We start from the raw sequence: 14518 nt of genomic DNA, 5'->3' as shown, positions 1-14518 counted from the left end.
CGGGTTGCCGGGGCTGCGCCCTTACCCAGCCCTTCATCCCATCAACAACCCCGTCAGCAGCTCGGCAAATGCCTTGGCCATGACCGATCCACCACCCTCACGCTGCACCAGCCACACCGCGCTCGTCGCCCCCTCGTCCAGCAAGGTGCGATACACAACGCCCTCGATCTGCATGCGCTGGAACGAAGCAGGCAACACCGACACCCCCAGGCCCGCTGAAACCAGCCCAATGATGGTCATCGCTTCACCTGCCTCCTGGGCGAAGTGCGGACTGAACCCGGCATCGCGCGCCAGGTTCAGCAGTTGCGCATACAGGCCACTGCCATAGCTACGCGGGAAGAACACGAACGGTTCATGGGCCAGCGCCGCGATGTGCACTCCCCGCTCGGTGCCAACGGCCAAGGGGTGCGATGCGTTGATCACCGCCACCAGCGGCTCTCGAAACAGCTCGGTGGCTACCAGCCCGTCCGGTAAGGGCATCGGACGCATCAGGCCGACCTCGATCGACTCATCGAACACCCCTTCGGCAACATCGCGGCTGCTCATTTCCTTCAGGTTCAGATGCACCGCGGGAAAGCGCTGGCGAAACGCATGGATGGCCTTGGGGATCTTCGAAGTGAACGGTGCCGACGAGGTGAAGCCGATCTTCATTTCACCCAGCTCACCCAACTGAGCCCGACGCGCCACATCGGCCGCCTTCTCGACCTGGGCCAGCACTTGACGCGCTTCCTCGAGAAACAGGCGTCCTGCTTCGCTCAGTTCGACGCGGCGGTTGGTGCGCTCGAACAGACGCGCCCCCAACTCGAGTTCCAATGCCTGGATCTGCTGGCTCAGAGGGGGCTGAGAGATTCCCAGTTGTTGAGCGGCACGGCCAAAGTGCAGTTCTTCGGCCACGGCAATGAAGTACCGCAGATGGCGCAGTTCCATGAAGGGCTCCAATCAAGTCGCAGAACATCTCAAATAGGTCGAACAATATATTGGATGTAATCATTAGCGAGCTATATGCTTTTTTCATCGCGCTTGAGGTACCTGTCCGTGAAAACAGCTGTAGCTTCCCAGCCTACCGAACCTGACCCGACGACCTTCAACGACACCTGGATCGAAAAAGGCACCCCCGCCTTCATGAAGACCGTGCTGGCCCTGTTCAGCGGTGGCTTCGCCACCTTCGCCCTGTTGTACTGCGTGCAGCCAATGATGCCGCTGCTCTCCAAGGAGTTTGCCATCAACGCCGCGCAGAGCAGCCTGGTGTTGTCGGTTTCGACTGCCATGCTGGCCTTCGGACTGTTGATCACCGGGCCGATTTCCGATCGCATAGGGCGCAAGCCGGTGATGGTGTTCGCGCTGCTGTGCGCGGCACTGTCGACCTTGGCCAGCGCAGTCATGCCGACCTGGGAAGGGGTACTGGCAACCCGTGCACTGGTCGGTCTGTCGCTGAGCGGCCTGGCAGCGGTGGCAATGACTTACTTGAGCGAAGAGATCCATCCCCAGCACATCGGCCTGGCCATGGGCCTGTACATCGGCGGCAATGCCATTGGCGGCATGAGTGGGCGGCTGATCACCGGCGTCCTGATCGACTTCGTCAGCTGGCACACGGCGATGCTGACCATTGGCGGCCTGGCCCTGGTGGCAGCGGTGGTGTTCTGGAAAGTGCTGCCCGAATCGCGCAACTTCCGCCCGCAGGCCATGAACCCGCGCAACCTGCTGGATGGCTTCGTCATGCACTTCAAAGACGCAGGCCTGCCCTGGCTGTTTCTCGAAGCCTTCCTGCTGATGGGCGCTTTCGTCACCCTGTTCAACTACATTGGCTACCGCCTGCTGGCCGAGCCCTACCACATGAACCAGGCGCTGGTCGGCCTGCTGTCGGTGGTGTACCTGTCGGGTATCTACAGTTCAGCGCAGGTAGGCGCGCTGGCCGACAAGCTGGGCCGGCGCAAGGTGTTCTGGGCCAGTATCCTGGTGATGGCCAGCGGTTTGTTGATGACCTTGTTCAGCCCGTTGGCGATGGTCATCCTCGGCATGCTGGTGTTCACGTTCGGCTTCTTCGGTGCGCACTCGGTGGCCAGCAGCTGGATCGGCCGTCGGGCACTGAAGGCGAAAGGGCAGGCATCATCGCTGTACCTGTTCTGCTATTACGCGGGGTCGAGCGTGGCCGGGACGGCAGGTGGTGTGTTCTGGCACCATGCGGGCTGGAACGGAATCGGGCTGTTCATCGGCAGCCTCTTGGCGGTGGCACTCCTGGTGGCGCTGCACCTGAGCACATTGCCGACCAAGACAGCGTGAAGCCAGGGCCGGGCAACGGCCCCAGCAGGCACCGAGTCAGTTGATGATCTCGACGATGTCCACGTCCACCTCACGGCTCATCAGGTACTTTTCCACTTCGCCGGTCAGTTTTACCTTGGTCTTCTCGTTGAACGGCGTTGCTGGCAGGTCCTCATTGTCGATTTCAACGGTGATGGTGCCGGTGTTGTCCTTGAATTCGTACTTGTCGTCGTTGTTGATCTTCTTGGTCACGAACCCTTGCAGTACGACCGGGGTGTCGTCTGCGGCTTCTTTGGCCGCTGCCACGGTGATCACAGGTTGGGCACCGGGGCCGGTGTAGCCTGCAGCCAGGGCAGCGGTGCTGAACACAGGCACAAGCAGGAAGGCCAGGTAACGGAATTTCATAGGGTAAGTCCTTGTTTGAGTTTCGATGGCCTCAGAGTAGCGAGCACTGCTGAAGCGAAACTTAATCGCTCGGCGGTGGGCTCACTCGGCCCAGTTGCCAACGTCGGCGTTTTCCCCTTCCCCACCCGCTTCACCGTCGGCGCCCCAAGAGAACAGGTCATAGTCCAGGTTCGAGCGCGTGCCCGGAATTTCGTACTGGTAGGCAGAGCCCCAGGGGTCGGCTGGCAATGACGCCAAATAGCCTTGGGCATCCCAGAATCTTGGCAGGGGTGGCCGGGTAGGCAATTTGACCAGCGCCTCAAGCCCCTGCGCCGTGGTGGGATAGGTGCCATTGTCCAGTCGATACACCTCCAGCGCCGAGGCGATCGACTTCAGGTCTTCCCGCACCGTGAACACACTCGGCTGAGCGGGGAGAACCAGGAGGCTGAGCATCACCAGCACTCCCAGCATGCCAAGCGTCGCCATCACCATCATGATTTCGACCAGCGTCAAACCTCGCCGGAGCGGACGAGTAAAACGTATGAGCATGTAAACAAACCTGTTGATGGAGTTTGGGGAGGACCATTAGGCAGCGAACACGCCCCTCCCCACCGACATCGCAAGATGCAGCGTCACCGGCCAGACCAGGACTCAGGAGGGCATCAGCCACTCAGGGCAGCATTCGTCGCAGCACGTTACGTCCCTGATAGCCCTGCACGACGACCGCGCCGACATGCACCAGCAACAAGACCGTCAGGAGTGCGCGGGAGACACGATGCAGTTCAAACCAGATATCCAGCCACAGCGGATCGTCCAGCAACGCAGGAACGATGAACCAGCCGAGCACATCGACCTCGCGCCTGATCATCAATACGCCGGACAACAAAACGGCAGCGGTACTCAAGTAGAGCGCCTCGTGCACCGTGCAAACCATCAATTTCAGTGGTTGACCGGCGGGGCCGACTTCGCGCTGGGTGCAGAGCCGGTACAACAGGCAACGCAGCAGGAACAGGGGAATATAGAGCACGCAGATCGCCGCATTGAAACCACTGATGCGTTCGTAGGTCGAGCGCTCTACATCCATCAGTGCGACGCAAAGGTCACTGAGCAGTACCCACAGAATCAATACAGCGGAAAGCCAGTGGAGCAGAATCCGTTGCCAGCAATACTTTCGTTCATGCATGACACGGTCTTTGAGGCGGCCAGGCCAGCAGCTCTCTGACGTGAACACAGGGAGGACCGAAGGTGGATACTTGCCTGATGGATGTGTTTTGCATGAAGGCTCCAGGCGCACGTGAGGGGTTCGGGCGAAGCCTCAAGACTAGAGAACCGCTCCAGACCGCCCTATAGGAAAAGTCTGGCGGCTGGCTGCAAAACCTAACCAGGCGCTGTCAGGCCATTGCGACCTGACAGCCACTGGAAGAACGCTTAGTTGTGGTACTGCGCCGACAACTCGTGGACGGCGTTGATGAACACGCCAGCATGCTCAGGGTCGACTTCCGGGGTAATGCCGTGACCGAGGTTGAATACATGGCCGCTCCCCTTGCCGTAGCTGGCCAGGATGCGCGCCACTTCCTTGCGGATGGCCTCTGGCTTGGCATACAGCACGGTCGGGTCCATGTTGCCCTGCAGGGCCACCTTGTCACCCACCCGGCGACGGGCATCGCCGATCTCGCAGGTCCAGTCCAGGCCCAGTGCATCGGCACCCGCCTCGGCAATGCTTTCCAGCCACAAGCCGCCATTCTTGGTGAACAGGATCACCGGCACCTTGCGGCCTTCGTGCTCGCGAACAAGACCGCTGACGATCTTGCGCATGTAGGCCAGGGAGAACTCCTGGTAGGCCGCCGCCGACAGGTTACCGCCCCAGGTATCGAAGATCTGCACCGCTTGAGCACCGGCAAGGATCTGGCCATTGAGGTAACTGGTCACCGACTGGGCCAGCTTGTCCAGCAGCAGGTGCAGGGCTTCGGGGTTGTCGTAGGCCATGGCCTTGGTTTTGCGGAAGTCCTTGGATGAGCCGCCTTCGACCATGTAGGTGGCGAGAGTCCATGGGCTTCCCGAGAAGCCGATCAGCGGCACGCGGCCATTGAGCTCGCGGCGAATGGTGCTGACGGCGTCCATCACATAGCCCAGGTCCTTCTGCGGATCGGGGATCGGCAGCGCCTCGATGTCGGCCAGGGTGCTGATGACTTTCTTGAAGCGAGGGCCTTCGCCTGTCTCGAAGTACAGGCCCTGGCCCATGGCATCGGGGATGGTGAGGATGTCCGAGAAGAGGATCGCCGCGTCCAGAGGGTAGCGGTCCAGCGGCTGCAGGGTGACTTCGCAGGCGAACTGCGGGTTCATGCACAGGCTCATGAAATCACCGGCCTTGGCGCGGCTGGCGCGGTACTCCGGCAAGTAGCGGCCGGCCTGGCGCATCATCCACACCGGGGTGACGTCTACGGGTTGCTTGAGCAGAGCACGCAGGAAACGATCGTTCTTCAGGGCAGTCATGTCGGCATCCGGAAAAAAAGTGCGGGCATTTTCTCAGACGCACAAAGAAAAGGCACGGCTGTTTGCCGTGCCTTTTGTCTATCGGTATGTCCTGGATCAATAGATTTTGTATACAAAACTATTGATAGGCTGTCGCTAACGACCCTGTCGCCGGCAAGTCGCCGCCTACGAAGACTGCAAAGTCCTTGCACCAGCGACAGGCCAGGATCACACCTCCAGGTAGTCCAGGATGCCTTCGGCAGCGGTACGGCCTTCGAAAATGGCGGTCACCACCAGGTCGGACCCGCGCACCATGTCACCACCGGCGAACACTTTCGGGTTGCTGGTCTGGTGCTTGAACTTGCCTTTTTCAGGCGCCACTACGCGGCCCTGGCTGTCGGTCTGGATATCGAACTGTTCGAACCACGGCGCCGGGCTCGGGCGGAAACCGAAGGCGATCACCACGGCGTCGGCCGGCAGGATCTCTTCGGAGCCCGGAATCGGTTCGGGGCTGCGGCGGCCACGGGCATCTGGCTCGCCGAGACGGGTCTCGACCACCTTCACGCCTTCGACCTTGTCTTCACCAACGATGGCGATGGGCTGGCGGTTGTAGAGGAACTTCACGCCCTCTTCCTTGGCATTCTTCACCTCACGGCGCGAACCCGGCATGTTGGCCTCGTCACGACGGTAGGCGCAGGTCACCGACTTGGCGCCCTGGCGGATCGAGGTGCGGTTGCAGTCCATCGCGGTGTCACCACCACCGAGCACCACCACCTTCTTGCCTTGCATGTCGACGAAGTCTTCCGGCGACTTTTCGAAGCCCAGGTTGCGGTTGACGTTGGCGATCAAGAAGTCCAGCGCGTCATGCACGCCCGGCAGGTCCTCGCCTGGGAAGCCGCCCTTCATGTAGGTGTAGGTACCCATGCCCATGAACACCGCGTCGTACTCGGCGAGCAGTTGTTCCATGGTGATGTCCTTGCCTACCTCGGTGTTCAGGCGGAACTCGATGCCCATACCGGTGAAGACTTCGCGGCGATTGCTCAACACGGTCTTTTCCAGCTTGAACTCAGGGATGCCAAAGGTCAGCAGGCCACCGATTTCCGGGTTCTTGTCGAACACCACCGGCGTCACACCGGCGCGTACCAGCACATCGGCACAACCCAGGCCTGCCGGGCCTGCGCCGATGATCGCCACACGCTTGCCAGTCGGCTTGACCTTGGACATGTCCGGGCGCCAACCCATGGCGAAAGCGGTGTCGGTGATGTACTTCTCCACCGAGCCGATGGTCACTGCACCGAAACCGTCGTTCAGGGTACAGGCACCCTCGCACAGACGGTCCTGCGGGCAGACACGACCGCACACTTCCGGCAAGGTGTTGGTCTGGTGCGACAACTCCGCCGCGGCCAGGATGTTGCCTTCGGACACCAGCTTCAACCAGTTGGGGATGAAGTTGTGAACCGGGCACTTCCATTCGCAGTAAGGGTTACCGCAGCCCAGGCAACGGTGCGCCTGCTCCACGGATTGCTGCGGCTTGAAGGGCTCGTAGATTTCCACGAACTCCTTCTTGCGCTGGCGCAGCAGCTTTTTCTTCGGGTCCTTGCGGCCCACTTCGATGAACTGGAAGTCGTTGTTCAGACGTTCAGCCATTTTTCAAAACCTCTTTACCGCAGTTGCAAGCCTCAGGCCGCAAGCTGCAAGACGATCACTTGAGCACGACGGGCCCCGCGCACGGGGCCGTCACTTGCAGCTGTTCTTACTGCGGGTTGGCACGGGTGCTGGACAGCAGTTGCTTCAGGTTGGCCGCCTTCGGCTTGACCAGCCAGAAACGCCGCACGTAGTCGTCCAGGTTCTCGGAGAGCTCACGCCCCCACTCGCTGCCGGTCTCTTCCACATACTCAGCCAGGACGCGCGCCAGGTGGCTCCGATAGGCCTCCATCGCCTCGCCACTGATCCGCTGGATTTCCACCAGCTCGTGGTTGAGTTTGTCGACGAAGGTATTGTCCATGTCGAGCACGTAGGCGAAGCCGCCAGTCATGCCAGAACCGAAGTTGTAACCGGTCTTGCCCAGAACGCAGACAAAGCCACCGGTCATGTACTCACAGCAGTGATCGCCAGTACCCTCGACAACAGCGTGGGCGCCGGAGTTACGCACAGCGAAGCGCTCGCCGGCAGTGCCAGCGGCGAACAGCTTGCCGCCAGTGGCGCCGTACAGGCAGGTGTTGCCGACGATAGCACTGTGTTGGGTTTCGAACGGGCTTCCGGCCGGTGGCACGATGGTCACCTTGCCGCCAGTCATGCCCTTGCCGACGTAGTCGTTGGCATCACCTTCCAGGTGCAGATTCAGGCCACCGGCGTTCCATACGCCAAAGCTCTGGCCCGCAGTCCCCTTGAAACGGAAGGTGATTGGCTTGTCGGCCATGCCCTGGTTGCCGTACAGCTTGGCGATTTCGCCAGAGATGCGGGCACCGATGGAGCGGTCGCAGTTGCAGATGTCGAGCGCGAACTCGCCACCCGCCTGGTCGCGGATCGCCGGAAGGGCCATCTCGACCATTTTCTCAGCCAGCTCACCCTTGTCGAACGGCGGGTTCTTGTCCACTTCGCAGAACTGCGGCTTGTCGGCCGGAATGTGCGAGCTGCCCAGCAGCGGTGTCAGGTCGAGGTACTGCTGGCGCTCGGTGTCGCCTGGCAGCACATCGAGCAGGTCGGTGCGGCCGATCAGCTCGCCGAGGCTGCGCACGCCGAGCTTGGCCAGCCACTCGCGGGTCTCTTCGGCGACGAAGGTGAAGAAGTTGATCACCATGTCGACGGTGCCGATGTAGTGGTCCTTGCGCAGCTTCTCGTTCTGAGTGGCGACGCCAGTCGCGCAGTTGTTCAGGTGGCAGATGCGCAGGTACTTACAGCCCAGGGCAATCATTGGCGCGGTGCCGAAGCCGAAGCTCTCGGCGCCGAGGATCGCGGCCTTGATCACGTCCAGACCGGTTTTCAGACCGCCGTCGGTCTGTACCCGGACCTTGCCGCGCAGGTCGTTTCCGCGCAGGGTCTGGTGAGTTTCGGCCAGGCCGAGTTCCCACGGGGCACCAGCGTACTTGATGGAGGTCAGCGGCGATGCACCGGTACCACCGTCGTAACCGGAGATGGTGATCAGGTCGGCATAGGCCTTGGCCACGCCAGCGGCGATGGTACCCACGCCCGCCTCAGCCACCAGCTTGACCGAAACCAGCGCCTGCGGGTTGACCTGCTTGAGGTCGTAGATCAGTTGCGCGAGGTCTTCGATCGAGTAGATGTCGTGGTGCGGTGGTGGCGAGATCAGGGTCACGCCAGGAACCGCATAGCGAAGCTTGGCGATCAGGCCGTTGACCTTGCCACCTGGCAGCTGGCCGCCTTCGCCGGGCTTGGCGCCTTGGGCGACCTTGATCTGCAGCACTTCGGCGTTGACCAGGTACTCGGGGGTCACACCGAAACGGCCGGTGGCCACCTGCTTGATCTTGGAGCTGCGGATGGTGCCGTAGCGCGATGGGTCCTCGCCGCCTTCACCGGAGTTGGAGCGCGCGCCCAGACGGTTCATGGCCTCGGCCAGCGCCTCGTGGGCCTCTGGCGACAACGCACCCAGCGAGATACCTGCGGAGTCGAAGCGCTTGAGGATGTCCTCCAGCGGCTCGATCTGATCCAGCGGCAGCGGCTGGTCGGCCACCTTCACCTTCAGCAGGTCACGGATCATCGACACCGGGCGCTGGTCGACCAGCGTGGTGTATTCCTTGAACTTGGCGTAGTCGCCCTGCTGCACGGCAGCCTGCAGGGTGTTGACCACGTCTGGGTTGTAGGCGTGGTATTCGCCGCCGTGGACGAACTTCAGCAAGCCGCCTTGCTGGATCGGCTTGCGCGCGCTCCAGGCTTCGGCCGCCAGCAGCTTCTGGTCACCTTCGAGGTCGACGAAGCGCGCGCCCTTGATCCGGCTGGAGACCCCTTTGAAGCTCAGGCCAACCACTTCCTCGGACAGGCCCACCGCTTCGAACAGCTGGGCGCCACGGTATGAGGCGATGGTCGAGATACCCATCTTCGACAGGATCTTGAGCAAGCCTTTGGAGATGCCTTTGCGGTAGTACTTGAACACTTCGTCCAGGTCGCCCAGCACTTCACCGGTGCGGATCAGGTCGGCCAGCACTTCGTAAGCCAGGTACGGGTAGACAGCCGAGGCGCCGAAGCCCAGCAGCACGGCGAAGTGGTGCGGGTCACGGGCGGTGGCGGTTTCCACCAGGATGTTGCTGTCGCAGCGCAGGCCTTGCTCGGTCAGGCGGTGGTGCACCGCGCCAACGGCCAGGGAGGCATGCACCGGCAGCTTGCCCGGGGCGATGTAGCGGTCGCTCAGCACCAGCTGGGTCTTGCCGCTGCGCACCGCTTCCTCAGCCTGGTCGGCGATATTGCGGATGGCTGCTTCCAGACCGACGCTTTCCTCATAGTTGAGGTCGATCAGCTGGCGGTCGAAACCTTCGCGCTCCAGGCTCATCAGCGAACGCCATTTGGCGGGCGAGATGACCGGCGAGCTGAGAATCACCCGCGAAGCATGCTCCGGGGACTCCTGGAAGATGTTGCGTTCGGCACCCAGGCAGATTTCCAGGGACATCACGATCGCTTCGCGCAGCGGGTCGATCGGTGGGTTGGTCACCTGGGCGAACTGCTGGCGGAAGAAGTCGTAAGGCGAACGCACGCGCTGGGACAGCACGGCCATCGGCGTGTCGTCGCCCATCGAGCCGACCGCTTCCTGGCCCTGCTCGCCGAGCGGACGCAGCACTTGGTCACGCTCTTCGAAGGTGACCTGGAACATCTTCATGTATTGCTTGAGCTGGTCAGCATCGTAGCTGGCCACGCCCTGGTCGTCGGTCAGGGTCGCCTGGATACGCAGGGCGTGCTGACGCAGCCAGCGCTTGTATGGGTGACGCGACTTCAGACGGTTGTCGATGGCATCGGTGTCGAGGATCTGGCCAGTCTCGGTATCGACGGCGAAGATCTGACCCGGGCCGACACGGCCCTTGGCCAGCACGTCTTCCGGCTTGTAGTCCCACACGCCGATTTCCGAAGCCAGGGTGATGTAGCCGTTCTTGGTCGTCACCCAACGTGCAGGACGCAGGCCGTTACGGTCGAGCAGGCAGACCGCGTGGCGACCTTCGGTCATGACGATGCCGGCCGGGCCGTCCCACGGCTCCATGTGCATGGAGTTGTATTCGTAGAAGGCGCGCAGGTCGGCATCCATGGTCTCGACGTTCTGCCAGGCTGGCGGCACCAGCATGCGCACGCCGCGGAACAGGTCGATGCCACCGGTGACCATCAGCTCCAGCATGTTGTCCATGCTCGAGGAGTCGGAACCGACGCGGTTGACCAGTGGGCCAAGCTCTTCGAGGTCGGGGATCAGGTCATTGGCGAATTTGGTGCGACGGGCCATGGCCCAGTTGCGGTTGCCAGTGATGGTATTGATCTCGCCGTTGTGGGCGAGGAAACGGAACGGCTGCGCCAGCGGCCATTTCGGCAGGGTATTGGTGGAGAAGCGCTGGTGGAACACACAGATCGCGGTCTGCAGGCGCTCGTCGCTCAGGTCTGGGTAAAACGCCGCAAGGTCACGCGGCATCATCAGGCCTTTGTAGATGATGGTCTTGTGCGAGAAGCTGCAGATGTAGTGGTCGGCATCATGGGCGTTGGCCACGGACGAGCGGCGACGGGCACTGAACAGCTTGATCGCGAATTCCTGGTCGCTCAGGCCTTCACCGCCGATGAACACCTGTTCGATCTGCGGCAGGCGCTCCAGGGCCAGGCGGCCAAGCACGCTGGTGTCGATCGGGACTTTGCGCCAGCCAACCAGCTTCAGGCCAGCCGCGAGGATTTCGCGGTCCATGTTGGCACGGGCGGCTTCGGCTTTGACCGGATCCTGGTTGAAGAACACCATGCCGACGGCGTACTGCTTGGGCAGTTCGACGGCAAAGTGCTCCTGGGCGACGGCACGCAGGAATTGATCGGGCTTCTGCATGAGCAGACCGCAACCGTCACCGGTCTTGCCGTCGGCGTTGATCCCACCACGGTGGGTCATGCAGGTCAGCGCCTGCATGGCGGTTTGCAGAAGGTGGTGACTCGGCTCGCCCGTCATATGGGCGATCAGGCCGAAACCACAGTTGTCCTTGAATTCTTCGGGATGGTACAGACCTGTTTTCATAGACACTTTCTCACCAGGTTCACCTCTCAACCGGAGGCAAATCTCTTTTTAGTACAACCACTTACCATCCACGCCGATCAAACGCCAGCTTTTTTGCGGTGGCCATGGAAAACCATTGTTGCACAGCGACAGTGATACTCACAAATTTTCATGTCTCACCATTGAAAATTTATGTCGCAATTTTGAATGTTTTTGCGCCATGCGCCGTGATAGCGGCCTGGCTCGAGTCTGAAGCGTTTCAGCCATGACTGCAAGATTGGCTTGTGGCCGGCAGTCTGGGACAGAAAAGCCTGCCGCGCTCAGGCGCAGCAGGCTAGTCGAATGTCAGTGGTCGCTCAGCAACTGGGCGGCGGGGTGTTGCCGCCCGGAAGGTTTCAGCGGGCCGAGGCCAGCTCTTGTTGGACGCTGGCGACGGTACGTGGCCAAGGTTTACCAGCCTGGACCTTGGCTGGCAAGTTCTTGATTGCCGCAACCGCTGCATCGCGGTTGGCGAAGTTGCCATAAGTGACGACGTACAGCGGTTTGCCCTGCAGGTTTTTCTTGAAGTAGCGATAGTCGCCACCCTGCGCCTTGACGAACGCCTGTGCCGATGCCTCGGAGCTGGTACCAAGGATCTGCACCACATAGTTGCCAGGTTTCTGGCCCGCGTACCAGCCGCTGTTGCCACTGCCACCGGCTGCCGGTTTTTCGGCCGGCTTGGCGGCCGGCTTGGCGGCCGGCTTGGCCGCAGCGACCTGGGTCGGTGCCTGGGCTGGCTTGGTAGGCGCAACCGGTTTGGCAGGCTGGGTTGCAACAGGCTTCTGCGCAGGCGCAACCGGCTGCACCGGAGCCGTGGTGACAGGTTGCGCGGGCGTCGGCGCAGGGCCAGCAGCCACGCCCTGGGGCGGTGCGATGGTCGTCACTGTAGGGGGAGTGCCCGGTTGCAGCGCGGTGTCGCCAGCCGGGCTGCCTTCCTCACCCTCACCCATGCCCGCGGCCTGAGCCAGCGGCTCACGCATCACTGGCTGCGACTGCCCTACCAGCGGCAGCGGCATCGGCTGGGACGTACCGGAGAACTCGATGGCCGGGCCACCATTGTTCGACTGCGCAGCCCCCGGCTGACCTTCGCCCAACGGCAACTGCGCCTGTGCGGCAGGGGCTTCGGCGGGCGCCTTGTCGCTTTTCTTCGGCATCAGAACCGCGGCCGCAACGGCGACCACAACCACAGCGGACAGCGCGAGCACGTGTTTCTTAGGCATTTTGAACCCCATGGTTGGTCGCTTGGCCGTTCCACGGCTGGCGATCATGGCTTCGATCAAAGTATCGCGGGCGACCTGGTTGATGTTGCCAGGCCAGCCGTCGGAGTTTTCATGGATATCGACGATCTGTTCACGGGTGAACACCTCGATGCCCCGGCCAGCACCATCCAGGCGTTGCTCCAGGTACTCGCGGGTTTCCTCCTCGCTGTAGGGCGCAAGCTCGATGATATGGAAACGCTCTTCCTCGACTTCGATTGCCTCCAACCCGGCAATCAGGGACGGCTCGCCGAACAGGAACACATGCGGACGCCCTTCCGGCATGCCCGCTGCCAATTCCAGCAACGCTTGGAGTGCCGACTCGTCGAGTTGTTCCGCATCGTCCACCAGCAAGTAGACTTCTTGCCCGGTCAGCGCCAGCTGCACCACCTGGGACAGGATAGCCTGCACCTCCGGCTGGGCCACACTCAGCGACTGCGCGACTTGCCCGAGCACGCTGGCGGCATCGCTGGCACCGCGGGCGGAAACCACCACGCTTTGCACGGACTGTTTGTTGGTGCTGGCCACCAGTGCCTGGCGCAGCAGGGTCTTGCCGCTGCCTACAGGACCTGTGACGACCAGCATCAAATGGCTATAACGGGCCAAGTGATGCAATTGCCCGAGCACCGGCTTGCGTTGGGCCGGGAAGAACTTGAAGCCGGGCACACGCGGCGCGAACGGATCGTGGCTCAACTGGTAATGGTCGAGAAACGCCTCATCGGCATGCAAACTGGTCATTGCGCTGTCACAACCTCAAAGCTGGGCCACGATCGCGCGGTAGTCCGCCGACAGCGTGGCCTGAAGAATCTCTTTCGGATAGTCGTCGGTTACCACGGCTTCACCCAGCTGGCGCAACAGCACCAGACGCAGGCGACCGTCGAGCACCTTCTTGTCGACCGCCATATGCTCCATGAAATGCGCCGGGGTCATTTCCTGTGGTGGCACCACCGGCAAACCTGCTTCCTGCATCAGGCGGATTCCGCGGTCCCGCGCCGGCTGGTCGATCCAGCCAAGGCGCATGGACATTTCCAGGGCCATTACCGTGCCCGCTGCCACGGCTTCGCCGTGCAGCCAGACACCATAACCCATGTGGGTTTCGATGGCGTGGCCAAAGGTATGCCCAAGGTTCAGGGTCGCCCGTACGCCGGACTCGCGCTCGTCGGCACCGACCACGGCCGCCTTGGCCGCACAGGAGCGACGGATGGCTTCGGTCAAGGCCGCAGGCTCCAGGGCGCGCAGGGCTTTCATATTCTGTTCGAGCCAGTCCAGGAAAGGCTTGTCGCAGATCAGGCCGTACTTGATCACTTCAGCCAGGCCGGCGGACAGCTCACGCTGGGGCAAGGTCTTGAGGCTGGTGGTGTCGATCAGCACCGCGTTGGGCTGATAGAAGGCACCGACCATGTTCTTGCCCAGCGGGTGATTGATCCCTGTCTTGCCACCTACGGAGGAGTCGACCTGCGACAACAGGGTGGTGGGCACTTGGATGAAGTCGACACCACGCTGGTAACAGGCGGCCGCAAAACCGGCCATGTCGCCGATCACGCCGCCACCCAGGGCTACCACGGTGGTACGACGGTCATGGCGGGCGGTCAACAGCGCGTCGAAGATCAGTTGCAGGGTTTCCCAGTTCTTGTGGGCCTCGCCGTCCGGCAACACCACAGGAAGCACCGAGTAGGCGCCCAGGGTATTGGCAAGGCGTTCGAGGTACAGAGGCGCGACGGTCTCATTGGAGACGATGGCGACTTGCCGCCCGGCAATGTGGGGTGCCAGCAATTCAGGCTGGTCCAACAGGCCTTCGCCAATGTAGATCGGGTAGCTACGCTCACCCAGGTCGACCTTTAGTGTCTGCATGTATCCCCACAATGTACTTTGGCGCGGCGTCGGTAGAGCGACCCACGCGGTGACGTTGAACCTCGCCTCGGCGCCGGAC

Annotated in this window: 10 protein-coding genes; 1 reads left to right on the top strand and 9 read right to left on the bottom strand. The window is 62.0% G+C overall.

Annotated elements, in window-relative coordinates; all coding sequences use genetic code 11:
* Window positions 1–33 precede the first annotated feature (33 nt).
* Window positions 34–927 (bottom strand): LysR family transcriptional regulator, encoded by an 894-nt coding sequence (locus H620_RS0119765; protein ID WP_027907915.1) that lies wholly within the window; start codon window positions 925–927, stop codon window positions 34–36.
* A 108-nt stretch (window positions 928–1035) separates the two neighbouring features.
* Between H620_RS0119765 and H620_RS0119760 the strand changes: the two genes are divergently transcribed.
* Window positions 1036–2280 (top strand): MFS transporter, encoded by a 1245-nt coding sequence (locus H620_RS0119760; RefSeq protein WP_023378236.1) that lies wholly within the window; start codon window positions 1036–1038, stop codon window positions 2278–2280.
* 36 nt (window positions 2281–2316) lie between these two features.
* Here H620_RS0119760 and H620_RS0119755 read toward each other — a convergent pair whose 3' ends face one another.
* From H620_RS0119755 to aroB, 8 genes are all read right to left on the bottom strand, one after another.
* Entirely contained in the window at window positions 2317–2664 is a 348-nt protein-coding gene (locus H620_RS0119755) for a YgiW/YdeI family stress tolerance OB fold protein (RefSeq protein WP_027907914.1), read from the bottom strand.
* Window positions 2665–2745: 81 nt separating this feature from the next.
* On the bottom strand, window positions 2746–3192 hold the full coding sequence (gspG, locus tag H620_RS0119750; protein ID WP_027907913.1) for a type II secretion system major pseudopilin GspG: 447 nt from the start codon (window positions 3190–3192) through the stop codon (window positions 2746–2748).
* A 121-nt stretch (window positions 3193–3313) separates the two neighbouring features.
* Window positions 3314–3826, bottom strand: a complete 513-nt coding sequence (locus tag H620_RS0119745) for a cytochrome b/b6 domain-containing protein (protein WP_023378233.1) — start codon at window positions 3824–3826, stop codon at window positions 3314–3316.
* A 245-nt stretch (window positions 3827–4071) separates the two neighbouring features.
* On the bottom strand, window positions 4072–5136 hold the full coding sequence (gene hemE, locus H620_RS0119740) for a uroporphyrinogen decarboxylase (protein WP_023378232.1): 1065 nt from the start codon (window positions 5134–5136) through the stop codon (window positions 4072–4074).
* A gap of 207 nt (window positions 5137–5343) precedes the next feature.
* Entirely contained in the window at window positions 5344–6762 is a 1419-nt protein-coding gene (locus H620_RS0119735; RefSeq protein WP_023378231.1) for an FAD-dependent oxidoreductase, read from the bottom strand.
* A gap of 106 nt (window positions 6763–6868) precedes the next feature.
* Window positions 6869–11314 carry a glutamate synthase large subunit gene (gltB, locus tag H620_RS0119730; RefSeq protein ID WP_023378230.1) on the bottom strand — a complete coding sequence of 1482 codons (4446 nt, stop codon included), beginning with the start codon at window positions 11312–11314 and terminating at the stop codon, window positions 6869–6871.
* 374 nt (window positions 11315–11688) lie between these two features.
* The gene (locus tag H620_RS0119725) at window positions 11689–13326 is read right to left on the bottom strand and encodes an AAA family ATPase (RefSeq protein WP_027907912.1); all 1638 of its coding nucleotides are present in this window, start codon (window positions 13324–13326) and stop codon (window positions 11689–11691) included.
* 15 nt (window positions 13327–13341) lie between these two features.
* Complete coding sequence (gene aroB / locus H620_RS0119720; protein WP_023378228.1) at window positions 13342–14439, bottom strand: 3-dehydroquinate synthase; 1098 nt, start codon at window positions 14437–14439, stop codon at window positions 13342–13344.
* Window positions 14440–14518: the final 79 nt, after the last annotated feature.

Origin of the sequence: Pseudomonas taiwanensis DSM 21245, assembly GCF_000425785.1 — a bacterium.
Taxonomy (GTDB): domain Bacteria; phylum Pseudomonadota; class Gammaproteobacteria; order Pseudomonadales; family Pseudomonadaceae; genus Aquipseudomonas; species Aquipseudomonas taiwanensis.
The sequence above is the reverse complement of the archived record's forward strand: the minus strand, read 5'-3'. Positions and strand labels throughout refer to the sequence as shown.

Bases quoted from the DNA above. Each gene is read 5' to 3' on its own strand.
- gltB (WP_023378230.1), bottom strand. From the start codon at position 11,314: ATGAAAACAGGTCTGTACCATCCCGAAGAATTCAAGGACAACTGTGGT.
- aroB (WP_023378228.1), bottom strand. From the start codon at position 14,439: ATGCAGACACTAAAGGTCGACCTGGGTGAGCGTAGCTACCCGATCTAC.
- hemE (WP_023378232.1), bottom strand. From the start codon at position 5,136: ATGACTGCCCTGAAGAACGATCGTTTCCTGCGTGCTCTGCTCAAGCAA.
- H620_RS0119765 (WP_027907915.1), bottom strand. From the start codon at position 927: ATGGAACTGCGCCATCTGCGGTACTTCATTGCCGTGGCCGAAGAACTG.
- H620_RS0119735 (WP_023378231.1), bottom strand. From the start codon at position 6,762: ATGGCTGAACGTCTGAACAACGACTTCCAGTTCATCGAAGTGGGCCGC.
- H620_RS0119745 (WP_023378233.1), bottom strand. From the start codon at position 3,826: ATGCATGAACGAAAGTATTGCTGGCAACGGATTCTGCTCCACTGGCTT.
- H620_RS0119755 (WP_027907914.1), bottom strand. From the start codon at position 2,664: ATGAAATTCCGTTACCTGGCCTTCCTGCTTGTGCCTGTGTTCAGCACC.
- gspG (WP_027907913.1), bottom strand. From the start codon at position 3,192: ATGCTCATACGTTTTACTCGTCCGCTCCGGCGAGGTTTGACGCTGGTC.
- H620_RS0119725 (WP_027907912.1), bottom strand. From the start codon at position 13,326: ATGACCAGTTTGCATGCCGATGAGGCGTTTCTCGACCATTACCAGTTG.